Origin of the sequence: Nonomuraea thailandensis, from assembly GCF_024172165.1 — a bacterium.
GTDB classification, from domain to species: Bacteria; Actinomycetota; Actinomycetes; order Streptosporangiales; family Streptosporangiaceae; genus Nonomuraea; species Nonomuraea thailandensis.
Genome location: NZ_JAMZEB010000002.1, coordinates 3,467,056 through 3,483,383, shown reverse-complemented (window position 1 = coordinate 3,483,383; position 16,328 = coordinate 3,467,056). Strand labels below are relative to the sequence as shown.

Sequence of the window (16,328 nt, the reverse complement as noted above, 5' to 3'; positions counted from 1 at the left end):
AGATTTCTTGCAGCCGTTCTGCATGCCTCATGTGCGATCTTGAAAAGGAGACGCGCGTGTACGCGTTTTCCGGCAGAAGCACTCCCATGCCCGGTAAGCAGAGCATGACCGAGCGCCTCAGCGACGAACCCCGTGAAATGCCGAAAGGAGGTGCCTCATGACCCGCAAGGACACTCATTGGGACCACTGATGCCCGCAGAAGATCTGACAGTGGCCGGCCCGCAGCCTTCGGCGGAGCCGGCCACCGCATGGAGCGCATGACGGAGAACGGATGAGTCGACCGGAGACGGATGAGAAGCACCCGGCGGGCTATCGCGATCTCTTCGTTCTGGTGGAGTACCGCGCGGTGTTCACCGCGAGCGTGCTCTCCTGGAGCGGGGACTATCTGTGCAAGGCCGCTGTGGCGCTGCTGGTCTTCGATCGCACCGGCTCGGCACTGGCCTCGGCGGCCGCCTTCGCTCTGAGCTATCTGCCGTGGCTCACCGCGGGACCCTTGCTCGCGGCCGTGGCCGAACGGTATCCCGCACGCTCGGTGATGATCTCCTGCGATCTGGTCAGAGCGGCGCTGATCGCGCTGATCGCGATCCCCGGCGTACCGGTGGCCGTCCTGCTGGTGCTGCTGTTCGCCGGCGGGCTGCTCGCCCCGCCGTTCGACGCGGCCCGTTCGGCCCAGCTCCCGCAGATCCTGACCGGCGACCGCTACGCGCTCGGCCTCGCCTTCAACAACACGATCCTCCATCTGGCCCAGGTCGTCGGGTACGCCGCCGGAGGAGGGATCGCCGCCCACAGCCCGCATGTCGCGTTGCTGCTGAACGCCGGCACCTTCCTCGGCTCGGCGTACCTGCTGCGCCGTCACGTCAAGCTCCGGCCGGCCACGCTCGCGACCGCTGCTCGCACCGGCCTGTGGCGGGAGACCCGGCAAGGATACGCCGTCGTGTTCGGCGACCCGGTGATGCGGGCCATCGCCTTCATCGCCTTCGCCACCGTCGCCTTCGTGGTCGTCCCCGAAGGACTGGCCGCGGCCTGGGCCGCAGAACTCGACGGCGGCGGCGCGGCCCAGGGGCTCATCATGGCCGCGAACCCGCTCGGCGTCGTCGTCGGAGGCCTGCTCCTGACCCGGCTGCTGCGACCGAGCACCCGGACCCGGCTGATCCGGCCCCTGGCGATCTTGGCACCCCTCACCCTGACCCCGGCACTGCTCGACCCACCGCTCGCCGGCGTGCTGCTCCTGGTGGCCTCCTCCGGCGTGGTGATGTCGCTGCTGCTGCCCACTGCCCAGGCCTTGTTCAAAGACGTGCTTCCGGACCAATACCGGGCCCGGGCGTTCGGCGTCATGAACAGCGGCATCCAGATCGCCCAGGGCGCCGCGATCGTGACCACCGGCGCCCTCAGCGAGGCTCTTCCCACCTCCACGGTCATCGGAGCCTGGTGCGGCGCCGGGGTCCTGCTGATGCTCTTCGTCACGTTCCGGCCGCTCACGAATCCCCCATCATCGGCTTCACCATCCGATGCGGTAGGGAGGACGCGATGAACGTGCTGCTGCCGGTGAGCAGCAGCAGCGTTTGACGGCCGGCTGTCCTGTGACGGCGGACTTGAGGTCGTGCCATCGTGGTTTGAGCGGGCCAGGGGGTAGCTTGTGGTGGACATGGAGCCTGATGGTGCGGCCTGCGCCCCAAGCCGCCATGCGCCGCGGCCGATGGCCCTTGATCTGTCCCACCATCGTTGTACTAGATCGACGACAACAGCGCCAACGATATGACCATCGAGGATGGCCGATGGCGCGCTGTACAGACAAGGAAACCGTATGACCACCACCGCGCTCATCGTCGGCGACCTGCAGGCGGGCATCGTGGACAACTATCCCTTCGCCGCCGAGGTGCTCCCTGTCGTGGAGAAGGTTCTCCCCGCGGCCAGAGCCTCCGGAATCCCGGTGATCTTCATCCGTTTCGGGCTCCGGGCCTCAGGCCTTGATGTGGCAGCGGGAAATCAGTTGATCAGGGGCCTGCACGGGGCGGGGACGCTGTTTCACGAAGAGTCCCCCGAGACCTTCGTGCACCCGCGCATTGAGCCATTGCCGGGCGAGGCCGTCGTCCTCAAGCGCCGCGCCAGCGCCTTCGCGGCGACCGACCTCGATCGGCTCCTGCGCGCCCAGCACATCGACTCGATCGTGCTGACCGGTGTCGCGACCGGGGCGATGATCGCCGCTACCCTCTACGACGCTTCCGACCGTGACTACCACGTGACCGTGCTCAGCGACGCCTGCGCCGACGGGGAAGCGGACGTGCACGACTTCCTGATCAACCGCGTCTTCCCGGCCAGGGGTGCTGACGTCCTTACAGGCCACGAGTGGACCGCCCGCCTGTGACCAGCCGTCAGCCTTAAAGATCTGAGCCATGCCCGCGGAACCTGTCCAACCCAGTGAGACGTCAGGCTATTTGCGTACTCGGAGCGTGGGGTCGGTTTCGGGTGTCGTGGGTGGTTGCCCTGCCCGTCCGATCCCGGGATGTCCCCGAATCGCCCACCCCAAAAGGTGCGGGCCTTCCCCCGCGGCGACAGTCTGCTAGCACGAGTGCCATGACCTCACGCCGCCCCTACCCCTCAGACCTGCCCGACGCCCGCTCGGGCGTTACTCGAACCGACCCTCAGCGCCTGGCGAGCCGCACGCATGCAGGCCCCCGCACGAGCCGGGATCACCGTCGCAGACCCGTCGACCAGTCTGCGCGACCGCGCTGTTGGTGGAGCGGGAGCGGGCGGTCGCCGATGCGCTGGTGGATCTGCTGATCGCCACGGTGCACCGGATACCTTTCGTTGTGCGAGTCCTACCTGTGTGGGTGTGCCCTTCCAGTGCTCGCGGCGACATCTGTCACGTGGGTGTGGTGCGGCCCCGCCGCCCCGGTGGGCGGAGGGGCCGTGACCTGGTGGAACCGATCTATCCGTACACCGGGTAGTTGGCGCGGAACACGTTGTGCGGGTCACGGGCCCGCTTGATCTCCCGCAGCCGCGCGAGCGCGCTGCCGGAGAAGGACTGCGCCGCCGTGTCACCGGGGGACAGCAGGGTGTACGGTGTGCGGCCGCTGATGTAGGCCTTCAGGTCGGCCGCGACCTCGGCCTGCTTGGTGCGCGTCGCATCGGCCGCGTGCGGCAGGCCAAGACCCAGCAGGCCGAGCAGGTACGGCTCAGCCACCGCGCCGCTCGCACCCGCCCCGCCGCCCGGCTCGGCGAGCGCCCCGCCCAAGTGCCTGATCTGCACGTTGATGAGCGGTTCGACCGGCTTGGCGAGCAGGAGCTCCACCGCGTCCGGGTCCAGGCCGGTGAGCAGCTCCGCACGAGCGATGGAGGGGGCAGGATCGGTGGGCTCGGCGGCGATGGTGCCCAGGTCGGCAACCGGGACGACGCCGCGGCTGTCGGAGATCGCGCCCTCGATCTTGTCGATGCGCGCCAGCAGGCCCTGCCCCTGAGCCGCCTCACCCAGGTAGGCCAGATCGAGCGTCACCATCGGCGACGCGCCGGGTGGCTGGAGCCGGTTGATCCAGACACTGAGTTCACGCGGCGCCTCGGCGGTGATCTCCAGGAACGCGTCGTACACCTCCCTGGTCCGGTGCTCTGACCAGATCACGCGCCCGCCGTACAGGACCGGCACGGGATACAGCTCGAGTTCGAGGGCGGTCACCACCGCGAAGTCCCCGCCACCGCCGCGCAGCGCCCAGAACAGCTCGGGATCGGACTCGGCGGTCACCCGGCCCGGCTCGCCATCGGCGTCCACGATGTCGATGGCCCGCACGCTGTCGGAGGCGAAGCCGTGCTTGCGGCTGAACCAGCCGACCCCACCGCCCAGGGTGTAGCCGGTCACGCTGACCCCCGGCGCGCTGCCGGCCAGGCCGGTCAGACCCAGCGGGCCGGCCGCCGCCAGCACCTGCCCCCACTTCACGCCCGCGCCCACCCGGACCACGCGCTCCTGCGCGCGGACCTCCACCTCGTTCAGCAGGCCGGTACGCAGCAGGATCAGGCCTTCCACATCACCGGAGGCGCCATGCCCGCTCGGCTGCGCGGTCACCGTCATACCCGCCCGCCGCGCGTAACGCACGAGCGCCGCCACGTCGTCGGCATCCGCGGCCTCTGCTACGGCCGCCACCGGCTGCCTGACGGTCAGATTCCACGCGGTGGTCGCCTGTTCAAAACCGTCGTCATCGGGCAGGAGCACGCGCCCCTTGAGGACACCGCGCAGATCGTTGATCGTCATTGTCGTCTCCCTTTTCGAGTTCTCAGAGAATGCGGACGTCAGGCGGGCTGCGTGGCGGTCGCCGGGGTGGTGCTGGTCTCGCGGAGGGTCAGCAATCCCGTGACCGCGATCAGCGCCGCGGTCAGGCCGTGGATGCCGAGCGCGGCGGCCGTGGATCCGTGGTGGGCCAGGACGTTGACCATGTCGCCGAACGGGGCGACGGCCACCATCAGCAGGACCCAGCCCAACGGGCGGCGGTGGCCCGTCACTAGCAGGATGCCCATGGCCAGGCCCATCGCGATCTCGCGGCTGCCCTTCACGATGGAGAAGCCGCTGCCGTCAGAGGGCCAGCTCGCCAGCCCCGGGAAGGTGGTCCCGAGGGGCAGGACGAAGGACAACCCGAGGTAGAGGGTGAACAGGACGACGACGGCGGCCAGGACGGTGTTGAGCTTCTTCAGCGACATGGTCGCTCTCCTTGTATGCACGGACGGGCAGGGTTCAGCCGCGGACACGGCGGATGTGGCGGGCGTAGCGGGGGCGGCCGATGACGTGCCAGATGACGCGGACCGGGCCGGGAAGGCCGCTGAGGACGATGGCGCGCTCGGCCGGGTTCGCGTCCTCCAGGACGGCGCCGAAGAGCGTGAACAGGGCGAGCTTGGGAGTGTCGTTCACCAGGTGGTCGCCCAGGGAGGCCCACTCCTGTTCGGTGATGTGCTTGGCCGCGAGCGGGAGGAGGGTGGCTTCCTCGTCGTCGAGGTGTTCCAGCAGGACAGCGCGGTGCTCGCAGAGGGCGGCCACCAGGGTGTCGCGCTCGTCGGCGCCCGCGGTGGCCTCCCAGACGGGGACCGCGGCGTCCAGCCTGCTCAGGGTGGCCGCGATGCGCTCGTGCTGGGCCTGCATGCGCAGGACGATGTCGGCCTCCAGGTCCACCCGGGAAAGGAGTGGCGGCCACAGCAACTCGTCCTCGCTCTCGTGATGGTTGTGCAGGCCCAGCCGGTAGACGCGGAAGTGGTCGCCGATCACCTTGGCGCGAGCGGTGTCACCCGGGGCGACGGCCGCGACGAGCTGCACCAGCAGCCGGGACGCTCGGCGGAGCACGCGGTGGACGATCTCCATGTCCCGGGTGTTGACGCTCATCTGTTCCCGCCCTTCATCGGTTGCGATGTGTTCAGGCTGCTCCTGGGTGTTTGGAGGCGATTTGGAGGGGACTTGGAACGTCCACGTAAAATGTGCGGATCATGGTCTTCATCCGGGTGCTGGGCTCTTTCGCGGCCGAGGTCGGCGGCGAGCCCGTTCCCCTGGGCGGGCCGCGGCAACGGGGCGTGCTGGCGTTGCTGGTGACAGCGCGCGGGCAGGTCGTGCCCGTCGACCGGATGATCGAAGACCTGTGGCGCGGGGAGCCGCCCGCGCGGGCGCTGATGTCCTTGCAGGCGTACGTGTCCAACCTGCGCCGGCTGCTGGAGCCCGGACGTTCGCCGCGCACGCCTGCCCGGCTGCTGGTCAGCGCGTCGCCCGGCTACGCGCTGCGGCTGCCCCCGGAGTCGGTGGACGCGTGGCGGTTCGAGGGCCTGCTCGACCAAGCCCGTACGGACACCGACCCGCGCGTCGCCCAGGCCCGGCTCGCCGAGGCGCTGGGACTGTGGCAGGGACCGGCGTTCGCCGAGGTCGCCGACGAGCCGTGGGCCGCCGCCGAGACGGCCCGGCTGAACGAGCTGCGCCTGGTCGCCACCGAGGCGCACGTCGCGGCGGGTCTGCGCACCGGCGACCCCGCCGCGGTCGTTCCCGAGGCCGAGCGGCTCACCCGCGAGGAGCCCCTCCGCGAGGAAGGCTGGCGGTTGCACGCCCTGGCACTGTGGAGCAGCGGCCGCCAAGCCGACGCGCTGGCGACGCTCCGCCGCGCCCGCGGCATCCTCGCCGAGGAACTCGGGCTCGACCCCGGCCCGGACCTGACGGCGTTGGAGGAGGCGATCCTCACCCAGCGCACGGACGTCCTGCGCGCGACCGTACCCCCGCCACCGCCGGCCGCACCGCGGCTGCGGCCGGCTCCGGCCATCGAGGCGCCGTTCATCGGACGCGAGGCACAGCTGTCGGCGCTGGTCACGGCCGCCGCCGATGCCGCCACCGACGGCGCCGGCATCGCCCTTGTCACCGGCGAGGCCGGGCTCGGCAAGTCGACGCTGCTGGACCACCTGGGCAGGCGGCTCGAACGTGACGGGTGGCTGGTCGCCGTCGGCCGCTGCCCCGAGGTCGACAGCGCGCCACCCGCGTGGGCCTGGGCCGAGGCGCTGAGAGCTGTCGCCGCGACCACGTCCCCGGGCGAGTTCGCGGACGACCTCGCGCCGCTGCTCACCGACACCGGGCCGGTGAACGCCGACGCCACCGCGGGACGGTTCCGCCTGCGCCAAGCCGTGTGGAAGTGGCTCGCGGCGGTCGCCACGGAACGCCCGGTCGCCGTCGTGCTGGACGACCTGCACTGGGCGGACGCCGCCACGCTGGAGCTGCTCGGCGGCGTCCTCGGCCTGCGGGCGCCGATCCTGGTCGTCGCCGCGTACCGCGCGGACGAGAGCGGGCACCTCACCGAGACGCTGGCCTCCCTCGCGCGTGCCGCGCCGCTGCGCCTGGCGCTGCCGGGGCTGAACGACGAGGCCGTCGCGCAGCTCGTACGGGCCGAATGCGAGGCCGACGAGGAGACCATCGCCGGGATCGTGGAGCGCACCGGCGGCAACCCGTTCTACGTGCGCGAAAGCGCCCGGCTGCTGAACGGCGAAGGCGCGCTGGTCGCCCTCTCCGAGGTCCCGGAAGGCGTCCGGGACGTCCTGCGCCGACGGCTCGCGCGCCTGCCCGAGGGAGGCGTGTCCGTCCTGCGGCTGGCCGCGGTCGCGGGCCGGGAAAGCTCGGTGGACGTCCTGGTCAAGGCCGCCGACACCGACGAGGACGGCGTGCTGGACGCGCTGGACGCGGGCGTCATCGCCGGGCTCCTCGACGAACCCGGCCCCGGGCTCGTCCGCTTCGTCCACGCCCTCGTCAGGGACACGCTCGTCGCCGACCTCAGCAGGTTGCGCGCCACCCGGATGCACGCCCGGATCGCCGACGCCCTGGAAGGCACCGGCGACATCGCGGCGCTGGCCCACCACTACGCGCGCGCCGGCTCACCGAAGGCCGTCGGCTACTGCGTCCAGGCCGCCGAGCTTGCCGAGGCCCGCTACGCCCACGACGTGGCGGCCGGCCTCCTGACCGACGCCGTCGCCAACTCGACAGGACCGGACGAACGCGTCGAATTGCTCGGCAGGCTGCTGCGCGCGCAGGTCCGGGCGGGGGCCGTCGCAGCCGCCCGCGAGACACGCCGTGAAGCCGTGGAGTACGCGGAGTCCCTGGGCCGCGACGACCTGATGCTCGCCGCGTTCACCGCGTGGACAGAGCCGACCGCCTGGCAGGCCCGTACGTACGGCACAGTGGACCGGCCCATCGTCGACCGCCTGAGCCGCCTGCTGAAGGGTGACCTGACCCCTTCGGTGCGGTCCCGGCTCCTGACGGCGTACGCCAACGAACTGGTCGGCGAGGACGACCCGACCGTTGTGGAGGCAGCGCAGGAGGCACTCGACCTCGCCACCGGACCCCGGCTGCGGGCCGCGGCACTCCAGATCCTGTCTGAAGTCCACGGCGACGCCGACCTCTGCCGGGAGCTCGTGGAGATCGGCATCGAGCACGACCTGCCGGTCTACCGCGTCACCGGGCTGCTCAACCATGCTGCCGTCGCCGCCTCCGCCAACGACGGGGTGACCATGCATCGGGTGACCGCCGAGGCCCTGGAACTCGCGCGCACCTACCGAATGCGCGAGGCGATCGCCGCCGCCGAGATCGCGCTGGCGACCCTGGCGCTCATCGAAGGCCGATTCGCCGACGCCGAGCTCCTCTACATCAAGGCCGACGCGGGCATGCGGCGCATCGGATCGGTGCACATGGGCTTTCTCCAACTCGCTCTGGCCACGATCCGGCTGAACGAGGGCACGCTCGGTGCGCACCTGGACGATGTTCGCGCCCTCCACGTCGTGCTTGGCCCCATGGTCTGCGACCTGCTCGCGCTCGCCCTCCACGCCAACGGCCTGGACGCCGAAGCTCGCGAGGTCCGCGCGTCACCCAGCCCGATCCGCCCCGACTTCTTCTTCACCTTCCTCGCAACGTTGCGCGCGATGGCCATCGTCGCCCTGAACGACCGTGATGCCGCCGAGGAGATCTACGCGACGCTGCTTCCGCATCGCAACGGTCCCCCGGCGGGCGCCGCGAGCCTGTCGTTGGCGTTGCGCCCGGTCGCCCACACCCTCGGTGAACTGGCCGCCTTCCTCGGCCGCACCGACGAGGCCGCCGCCCACTTCACCCAGGCCGCCACCATCGCCGACCAATGGAACGCACCCCACTGGGCCGCCGAGGCCCGGTTGCGGACGACCACCTAGCCTCTGCCCACGGTGCCGCACCTCTGTGACACAGGACTTGCGTTTTCTGTCGCATGGGCGGCCTTAAGGGCCGTGCCCGCTCAGCTCGGCGTCTGCCGCCAAAGCCAAGCCCGCTTCCGCCCAGCCTGATACCGCGACTTTTCACTCGGCCCACAGCGGCTTGGCCCACATGTCGTCGTCGATGACGCGAGGATCCGGACCGATAAGCGCCTGGATGGTTCGGGGGGTACGCAGAGCGGTGGCGGGGTCGAATGGTCGTGAAATGTGTTCCCACTCGTGCAGGTCGCGGAAGGACGTTCCGGTCGCGGTGAGATCGGCCTTAGGCCGTGTTTCAGAAGTGGTGCGCTCATAGCCAGGTGTCGATCACGGCGATATGAACAGTCGCTTCGTAGCGCACGGCCAGCTTGTCGAAGCGGGTAGCCACCGCCCGGTAGCCCTTGAGCCGGTTGATGCCGCATTCCACGGCGTGACGCAGCTTGTAGGACTCGGGGTCGAAGGCCGGTGGCCGGCCGCCCTTCGTCCCCTTCCTGCGCCGGGCGGCGGCTTGGTCCAGCTTGATCGGGATGGTGGCCTTGATGCCGCGCCTGCGCAGGTAACGGCGGTTACCGCGCGAGCTGTAGGCCTTATCGGCCAGCACCCGGTCCGGCCGGGTACGGGGCCGGCCCCCGCCCAGGCGCGGCACCCGGATGCCCTCCAAGACCGCCGTGAACTGCGGGCTGTCACCACGCTGCCCGGCCGTCAGCACGATCGACAGTGCTCTGCGGCCCTGCTCGGTGGCCAGGTGCAGTTTGGTGCTCAAGCCACCCCGGGAACGCCCCAGCCCGTGATCGGCCGGCTCTTCCTGCACCCCGCCCGGCGACTCGACCTGCAGATCCCCCTTTTCCGCGCCCCGGCGGCGTGCTGATGAGCCCGGCAGACGGTGGAGTCGACACTCACATCCCACGTGATCAGCCCAGCCGCGTCCGCCTGAGCCTGCAAGACGGTCAGGATCTGCTGCCAGGTTCCGGCACGCTGCCAGCGCCGGAACAACCCGTAGATCGTCTGCCAGCATCCGTACCGCTCCGGCACGTCCCGCCATGGCGCCCCCACCCGAACCCGCCACCGGATCCCATTAATGAGCTGCCGTTTCGTCCAGGTCGGCGGGCGCCCTGGCTTGCGGCCGACCGGCAGCAGCGGCTCCAGCACCGCCCACTGCGCATCGGTCAGATCAGCCCGCCCGGCCACCGGTAAGGTGTCCACGAGGTCTCCGTGCAGATGGTCTTCTTGGTCGTTGACTCATCTACCGGAGACCTCTTTTTTTGTCGATCTACGAACACCTCGAGCAACCGCCACTCAAGTCACTTCTGAAACACGGCCTAGTGCGTGGCGAGAGCTCACGTGTCCACTGGCGGGGTTCGATGATCTCAGGGTGCTCGGTGGCGAGCCAGCGGCCGCCCTTGGACAGGACGCTGCGAAAGATCCCACGGACTTCGGGGGTGAGCGTGGAGGTGGCGTACCAGCGTTCGATCCATGCCGTCCACGCCGGTGGTGCTCCCTGGACAGCCCGCACGGCTACGCGTGGAGCCCGCGGGGGACCCGGCCCGGCTCCTCGCGGACGTGGAATGGTCGGAGGACCACGTCGATCACCGTTTCGAGCACCTGCGGGGCGCCTTCTACTCCTGGGGCGGACGCCGCTGAAGGTCCCGTACGGGAAGTAAGCGTTCTGATACCGAATCGCAAGCAACCTTGATCACAATCGACACGTGAGTGACGAAACCCGACGCATCGGCCCGTACACCATCATCAAACGCCTCGGACAAGGCGGGATGGGCACCGTGTACCTGGCGCGGCTCGGAGACTCGCCACCCGTGGCGCTCAAGGTCCTGAACCCCGGCACGGACGACGGCTTCGAGCGCCGCTTCACCAGGGAGGTGGAGGCGGCGCGCCGCGTGGCCCGCTTCTGCACCGCCCCCGTCCTGGACGCGGGCCTCGACGGGCAGAGCGCCTACATCGTCACCGAGTACGTCGACGGCCCCGACCTGGCCACGGCGATCCGCGACGGCGCCCCCATGTCGGGCGCGAACCTGGAGGCCCTGGCCGTCGGCGTGGCCACCGCGCTCGTCGCCATCCACCAGGCCGGAATCGTGCACCGCGACCTCAAGCCCGCCAACATCCTGCTCAGCTCCATCGGCCCCCGGGTCATCGACTTCGGCATCGCCCAGTTCATGACGCCGGACGCGACCAAGTCGGCGTCCATCGTGGGCACGCCCGCCTACATGTCGCCCGAGCAGGCCGGCGGCGAGCCGGTCACGGCCGCCAGTGACGTGTTCGCGTGGGGCGGCGTGGTCGTGTACGCGGCGACGGGCAAGCCGCCGTTCGGCGTGGGCGGCCCGCCCGAGGTGCTGTACCGGGTGGTGCACTACGCGCCGGACCTGAGCAACCTGGACGGCAGGCTGTACCCGCTGGTGGAGCAGGCGCTGGCCAAGGACCCGGCCCGGCGGCCGACGTCGCAGCAGCTTCTCGACCGCCTGCTCGGCCGCGAGTCGATCAACGTGGCCGCGGCCACGAACCTGGTCAGCCAATCCTGGGAGCAGCAGGCCGTGCGGCAGCCGGCGCGCGCTCCGTCGAGGTGGCGGTGGGTGCGCCCGGCGGCGGCGATCGCCGCCGCGCTGCTGGTCTCGGCCGTCACGGCTACGGTGCTGTTGCAGTCGAACAGTCCGGGCAGTTCGGGCGCTTCGGGGGGTACGTCCCCACTGGCTCAGGTCACCACCGCCGGGCCGGCGCCCGCGCACGTCCACACCACCACGGGCCTGGCCGCCCGCGACACCTACATCGAGAACGCCAACGGGCGGCGGATCCCCGTCCACGTCTCGATCGACAAGCTGACGCGCGAGTTCGACCAGACGCGGCTGGAGTGGACGGTCGAGAACATCGGCGCGCCCGGAGACAAGGCCGACCTGGCCCACCTGCTGGGCGGCGGCGAGTCGTGGAGCGTGCACGGGATCACGATCCGGCCGGACGGCTCGAACAAGTCGTCCCATCCGGACACCGAGGACGGCGTCTGCTCGTGCACGTACTGGTACAGCTACGCCAACGCGATCGACGCGGGCGAGTCGCTGCAGTTCTTCGCCACCTTCCGCGGGCTCCCCGAAGCCGACAGTGCCGACCTCAACCTGCTGGGCCTCGGCCGCTACCGGGGCGTCCCCATCGAAGGCTCCTCGTGAAAAGAACGGGACGCGGTGATCCCCGGGCTTGTAGCGTGCGGTCGGCCGTGACACCGCCCGAGGAGGTGAGACCCATGAACGCTGTATCGCTGTGGGTGCTCGGCCTCGCTGTCGCGGCCGGGCGATCGACGTAGGTGTCGCCGGGAGCGCCTGACCACCAAGGCACTCCCGGAGGGCAACACCGATGATCTTCGACGTGATCACCGCCGGGTGCGGGCCGACCCGCGCGATGCCGGCCGCCGAGCTGCGGCTGCGCGATGTGCGGGCCCTCGTCCTGGAGGAGACCGAGCCCGCGTCGTTCCTCCGCATCGTCAGCCTGCACCTGCGCGGCCTGGAGCCGATGGCGATGCGCGGCCTGCTGGGCCGCGTCCTGCAGCAGGGCAGACGGCGTCCGGCCGGCGGCCTGTTCGCCGACTGGCGCCACGTCAGGCAACGTTTGCCCTGTCCGCTACCGGCACCTCGGGGCGATGTCCCCCGTCGATATGTCCGCGTGTTCGGGGGCACGGCCAGCGCGGCCAACGCGACCCCGGGCCGTCGCTCCGTCGCGAGGGAGCGGTCTACGTGCCAGGATAAATCACGTCAAGCCGTAACTCGCGTGGGCCGGTATCGCAGGGCGACCGCCCCCGACCGGAACTCGTGGCGCTCCACGGGCTCGAGCTGGATGCGCTCGCGCAGGCCGGCGAGCAACGTCGGCCCGTGTCCGGCAAGGACCGGCTGCACAAGGAACTCGTACTCGTCGATCAGTCCCAGATCTGCCAACGCCAGGGGGAGCGTCACGCCACCCACCCACAGGCCCTCACCTGACTCCTGCTTGAGCCGCTGAACCGCTTGCCCCAAGTCGCCTCGCACCAGCTCGGCATTCCAATCGACCCCGCTCAGCGTGCTCGACACGACGTGCTTCTTCGCCCGGTCGATGGTCTCGGCGAACGGGATCTGCCACTCATCCATCCAGTCAGGCCACGTGTCCGTGGCCGGCTTCCGCCACGCCGACTCCATCATCTCGTAGGTCACCCGGCCGAACAGCAGGGCATCGGCTCGCTCCATCTCAGCGGTCCAGTAGCGCATCGACTCCTCGTCCGGGGGGAGCCCTGCCTCGTGATGGCAGCAGCCGTCGAGCGTGACGTTGATCGAGTATCGAAGTGGTCTCATCTCATTGCTCTCCCTTGATGCGCGCAGCGCGTTTTCACCGGACGTCTACTTAGACGACTGTCGGCGCCATTTCTCATCGGCGCCCGATCCCACCTGCTCAACACCGTCGCGACGCGAACTGTAACGCCGTCGTGACGCGAACTGTAACGCCGTCGTGATGCGAACTGTAACGCCGTCGTGATGCGAACCAGACCGCAGACCGAGCGCGCGACTGATTCGGCGCTCGGGGCGTTCAGGTTCGCAACGGGACGGCGCCCATGACGCTCGACTTCGATGCGCGGTGCCACGTCACCTACCGTCGGCTCAGGGCCAACGACGAACGTCGCAAACGTTGCCTGACGCGGCACCAGTTGTGGTGATGGATCTTGTCACGATGAGTGCATGGGGCGTGGTGACTTGACGAACGCCGAGTGGGAGCGACTCCAACAGCCCTTTGCAGAAGTCCGTGTGTGAGCAGGTCAGTGCCGTTCTGCGGCAGTGGTGCTCATGCTGGGAGGGCGAGGTCGTGCATGTGTGCGACGGCTTGGACCGCGTGGTGGAGTCCGGACCCTCTCTGCCGGCAATCACGCAGGATCTTGTAGTTCTTCATCCGGGCGAAGGTGTGCTCGACGAGGGCGCGGATGCGCCGGTGTTCAGCGTTGTCTTCCTCCTGGCCCGTAGCAGAGGTCGTCCCGTCCGTCTTCGGTGCGGGACGAGCAGGCCGGTGTTGACACAGGGCACGTTCGCAGAGAAGTGGTAGTTCTTGCCGGAAGCGGCGACGGTGCGGTCCCCTACCGGGATCAGGGTGCCGTTCGCGATCCACAGCCGTTCCGCGGCCTCGGCTGCGCGCGCTGCCGGGCTCCAGGGCGAGCAGCGGGCCCAAGCGCTGGATGACCCGGCATACGGTGGCCGGACAGACCCCGGACAACGGCGCGAGCTGTGGCCGCCCCCTCTACAGCCCGACTTGGTCAGCGTGCAAGGCCACGGCGCGGAAGGGCTGGCGGTGGCCGTACGGGAACAGCCCGACGTCGTACTGACCGGCCTGCGGATGCCGGGCTGGGCGGAGCGGAGTTCATCGGGCTGCTGACCGCGCGGGTGCCGTCGGCCCGGGTGCTGGTGCTGACGACGTACGACGGGGACGACGACGTGCTGCCGGCCGTGGCGGCTCGCGTGCTGCGGCGGGTGCGCGAGCCCGCTGCCAGGGCGGCCGAGCTGAGCGAGCGCGAGCACAGCGTGCTGCGGCTGGTGGCGGGCGGCGCGACCAACAGGGAGGCGGCCGCGGCGCTGTTCATCAGCGAGACGACGGTCAAGACCCACCTGGCGCACATCTACACCAAATTGGGCGTTTCCGATCGGGCCGCCGCAGCCGCCACCGCCTACGCGCGCGGCCTGCTGCCCTGATCAGGTCGTCGCCGCGGTGACGGCGGGGTCGTGCTCGACCCCGAACTCGCCGGTGAGGTTGCCGCCGCCGGGGGGGCGACGACGGTCGCGGCCGGCTGTGGGGCCACGACCAGGGACAGGCCTGTTCGAGCAAGGGGAAGCAGGACTTGAGCGGCTTCCTGGGTCGGATAACTCAATGTCGCGAGCTGCCAGCCCTTCGAGGCCTTTGCAGCTCGCCGTCAAGTGACTGATGTGCCCGATCAGCCCGGCGTACCAGAGTGGGGCCTGGCCCTGGCACCGCAGGGCCGGAATCTGGAGGACTTGAGGTGAACGGGCTCAGATCAAACGCCCTCTCAGGGCGAGGCGGCGCGGGTCAGGGTGCCGGCGACAAAGGTGGACAGCATGTCCCGCAAGGTGGGCGCGAAATCCATACGCAACACCGCCAGGGAGGGATCGGCGTCGTAGGCGTCGAGCATGGCCGCGGACGGTCGCGCGTGCGTCCAGACTGCGGCGGTGATCATGATGGTCTGAGCGCACAACGTCTGGGCGCGGTCGCCCAGTTCGGGCAGATGGTGCCGCATCAGGCGGGCCATGGTGTCGACGTTCCCGATCGCCGTCCTCTTCCACTGGCCGGCCAGGTCGGCGGAAACGTTGCGTTCCAGGACGCCGGCCTGCGCGCTGAGAAGGTCGCACAGAACCTGGCGCTCCTCCAGTGATCGGGTGAGGGCCGTGGCCAGCCGGTCACCGCGCTCCCCCGCGGAGCCGGCTTCGCCGACCTCGGCAGCCAAGCGGCCGGGCAGGTCGTCGATCCACTGTTTCCATGCCCGGTCCAGCAGTTCCAGCAGGATGGCCTCGCGCGATTCGAAGTAGCGCAGGACGTTGGACTTGGCCAGGCCGACCCGGCGGCTCAGCTCGTTGAGGCTGACCTCGGCGACCGGCATCTCGTTCAGCATCGCGGCCGTGGCGTCGAGGATCGCTCGCCTGCGGAGCTCGCGCTGTTCCTCGCTGCGGGCGCGCTGGAAGGTGGGCATGCCCCCATCCTACAGACCTCCGGTCTTTTGACATCAGACCGGTGGTACGTTAATTTCATTACAAGAGCCCGCCGGTCTGTTAACGGCCCGGGGCAACCGCGCACAACGTGCGCGGTCAACCATGAACGCAAGGGAGAACCCATCATGAGCAGCGACAAGAAGATCGCGGTCATCACCGGCGGCGCGACCGGCATCGGCAAGGAGACCGCGAAGCTGCTGATCGCCGACGGCGTGCACGTCGTCGTGAGCGGGCGGCGCGAGGACGTCGGCAAGCAGGCGGTCGTGGAGCTGACCAAGGACGGCGGCAGCGCGTCGTTCGTGGCGGCCGACATGGACTCGCCGCAGAGCATCACCGCCCTGTTCGACTCCGTCCTTTCCGAGTACGGCCGCCTGGACTACGCGGTCAACAACGCCGGCCTGGCCCACGAGACGTCAGCGATCGCCGACGCCGACCCGGTGAAGTTCCAGGAGATGTTGTCGACGAACGTGATGGGCCTGTTCCTGTGCCTGCAGCGCGAGATCAACGAGATGCTCGCCGGCGGCCGCGGGGGCGCCATCGTCAACCTCGCCTCCATCGCGGGCCTCAACGGCATCCCGTGGAGCGGCCCGTACGCGGCCACCAAGCACGCGGTCGTCGGCCTGACCAAGACCGCGGGCCTGGAATACTCCTCCCAGGGCGTGCGCGTGAACGCCGTGGCCCCGGGCGCGATCAAGACCGACATCATCGCGCGCGCCATCTCCCTCGGCCAGTACGACGAGGAGACCATCACCGCGATGCACCCGATCGGGCGCATGGGCCGGCCCGAGGAGATCGCCGAGGGCATCCACTGGCTCCTGTCCGACAAGGCGTCGTTCGTGGCCGGCGCGATCCTGAACATCGACGGCGGCTTCCAGGCGAAGTGACCTGCAGCGAACC

The 16,328-nt window shown here is 69.9% G+C and carries 14 protein-coding genes; 7 read left to right on the top strand and 7 right to left on the bottom strand.

All coding sequences use genetic code 11. From position 1 onward, the window contains the following. Window positions 1-271 precede the first annotated feature (271 nt). Together HD597_RS19525 and HD597_RS19520 are read left to right on the top strand one after the other, a co-directional pair. Window positions 272-1,531, top strand: coding sequence for an MFS transporter (locus tag HD597_RS19525; protein ID WP_253744096.1), 1,260 nt, complete (start codon window positions 272-274; stop codon window positions 1,529-1,531). 273 nt (window positions 1,532-1,804) lie between these two features. Continuing rightward, window positions 1,805-2,365 carry a cysteine hydrolase family protein gene (locus tag HD597_RS19520; protein ID WP_253744095.1) on the top strand — a complete coding sequence of 187 codons (561 nt, stop codon included), beginning with the start codon at window positions 1,805-1,807 and terminating at the stop codon, window positions 2,363-2,365. A 564-nt stretch (window positions 2,366-2,929) separates the two neighbouring features. Here HD597_RS19520 and HD597_RS19515 read toward each other — a convergent pair. From HD597_RS19515 to HD597_RS19505, 3 genes are read right to left on the bottom strand one after another with little or no spacing between them, the layout of a single operon-like run. Then, window positions 2,930-4,240, bottom strand: a complete 1,311-nt coding sequence (locus HD597_RS19515) for an FAD-binding oxidoreductase (protein WP_253744094.1) — start codon at window positions 4,238-4,240, stop codon at window positions 2,930-2,932. A 38-nt stretch (window positions 4,241-4,278) separates the two neighbouring features. Further along, window positions 4,279-4,683 (bottom strand): DUF4267 domain-containing protein, encoded by a 405-nt coding sequence (locus HD597_RS19510; protein ID WP_253744093.1) that lies wholly within the window; start codon window positions 4,681-4,683, stop codon window positions 4,279-4,281. A 34-nt stretch (window positions 4,684-4,717) separates the two neighbouring features. After that, window positions 4,718-5,356: a hemerythrin domain-containing protein gene (locus HD597_RS19505; RefSeq protein WP_253744092.1), complete on the bottom strand. Its 639-nt coding sequence runs from the start codon at window positions 5,354-5,356 to the stop codon at window positions 4,718-4,720. A gap of 101 nt (window positions 5,357-5,457) precedes the next feature. Here HD597_RS19505 and HD597_RS19500 point away from each other — a divergent pair, with 101 nt between their 5' ends. Then, window positions 5,458-8,670 carry an ATP-binding protein gene (locus HD597_RS19500; protein ID WP_253744091.1) on the top strand — a complete coding sequence of 1,071 codons (3,213 nt, stop codon included), beginning with the start codon at window positions 5,458-5,460 and terminating at the stop codon, window positions 8,668-8,670. A gap of 346 nt (window positions 8,671-9,016) precedes the next feature. On the opposite strand, the gene HD597_RS19495 is transcribed toward HD597_RS19500, so the two are convergent. Then, window positions 9,017-9,924, bottom strand: a protein-coding gene (locus HD597_RS19495) for an IS5 family transposase (RefSeq protein WP_276082695.1) whose coding sequence is annotated in 2 segments (ribosomal slippage) — window positions 9,017-9,498 and window positions 9,498-9,924 — 909 coding nt in all. Because the reading frame shifts where the segments join, the coding sequence is not laid out codon by codon here. Window positions 9,925-10,179: 255 nt separating this feature from the next. Here HD597_RS19495 and HD597_RS19490 point away from each other — a divergent pair. Both HD597_RS19490 and HD597_RS19485 read left to right on the top strand, forming a co-directional pair. Continuing rightward, window positions 10,180-10,347, top strand: a complete 168-nt coding sequence (locus HD597_RS19490) for a hypothetical protein (protein WP_253744090.1) — start codon at window positions 10,180-10,182, stop codon at window positions 10,345-10,347. A 65-nt stretch (window positions 10,348-10,412) separates the two neighbouring features. Then, window positions 10,413-11,873 carry a serine/threonine-protein kinase gene (locus tag HD597_RS19485; protein ID WP_253744089.1) on the top strand — a complete coding sequence of 487 codons (1,461 nt, stop codon included), beginning with the start codon at window positions 10,413-10,415 and terminating at the stop codon, window positions 11,871-11,873. Between the two features lie 579 nt (window positions 11,874-12,452). Here the strand turns inward: HD597_RS19485 and HD597_RS19480 are convergent. Next, window positions 12,453-13,022, bottom strand: coding sequence for a dihydrofolate reductase family protein (locus HD597_RS19480; RefSeq protein ID WP_253744088.1), 570 nt, complete (start codon window positions 13,020-13,022; stop codon window positions 12,453-12,455). A 484-nt stretch (window positions 13,023-13,506) separates the two neighbouring features. Then, the gene (locus tag HD597_RS66765) at window positions 13,507-13,824 is read right to left on the bottom strand and encodes a transposase family protein (protein WP_372513620.1); all 318 of its coding nucleotides are present in this window, start codon (window positions 13,822-13,824) and stop codon (window positions 13,507-13,509) included. 287 nt (window positions 13,825-14,111) lie between these two features. Between HD597_RS66765 and HD597_RS19475 the strand changes: the two genes are divergently transcribed. After that, window positions 14,112-14,402: a LuxR C-terminal-related transcriptional regulator gene (locus tag HD597_RS19475; protein WP_372513377.1), complete on the top strand. Its 291-nt coding sequence runs from the start codon at window positions 14,112-14,114 to the stop codon at window positions 14,400-14,402. Window positions 14,403-14,734: 332 nt separating this feature from the next. Here HD597_RS19475 and HD597_RS19470 read toward each other — a convergent pair whose 3' ends face one another. Next, complete coding sequence (locus HD597_RS19470; RefSeq protein ID WP_253744087.1) at window positions 14,735-15,412, bottom strand: TetR/AcrR family transcriptional regulator; 678 nt, start codon at window positions 15,410-15,412, stop codon at window positions 14,735-14,737. 144 nt (window positions 15,413-15,556) lie between these two features. Here HD597_RS19470 and HD597_RS19465 point away from each other — a divergent pair, with 144 nt between their 5' ends. Next, window positions 15,557-16,315 carry an SDR family NAD(P)-dependent oxidoreductase gene (locus HD597_RS19465; protein WP_253744086.1) on the top strand — a complete coding sequence of 253 codons (759 nt, stop codon included), beginning with the start codon at window positions 15,557-15,559 and terminating at the stop codon, window positions 16,313-16,315. Window positions 16,316-16,328 lie beyond the last annotated feature (13 nt).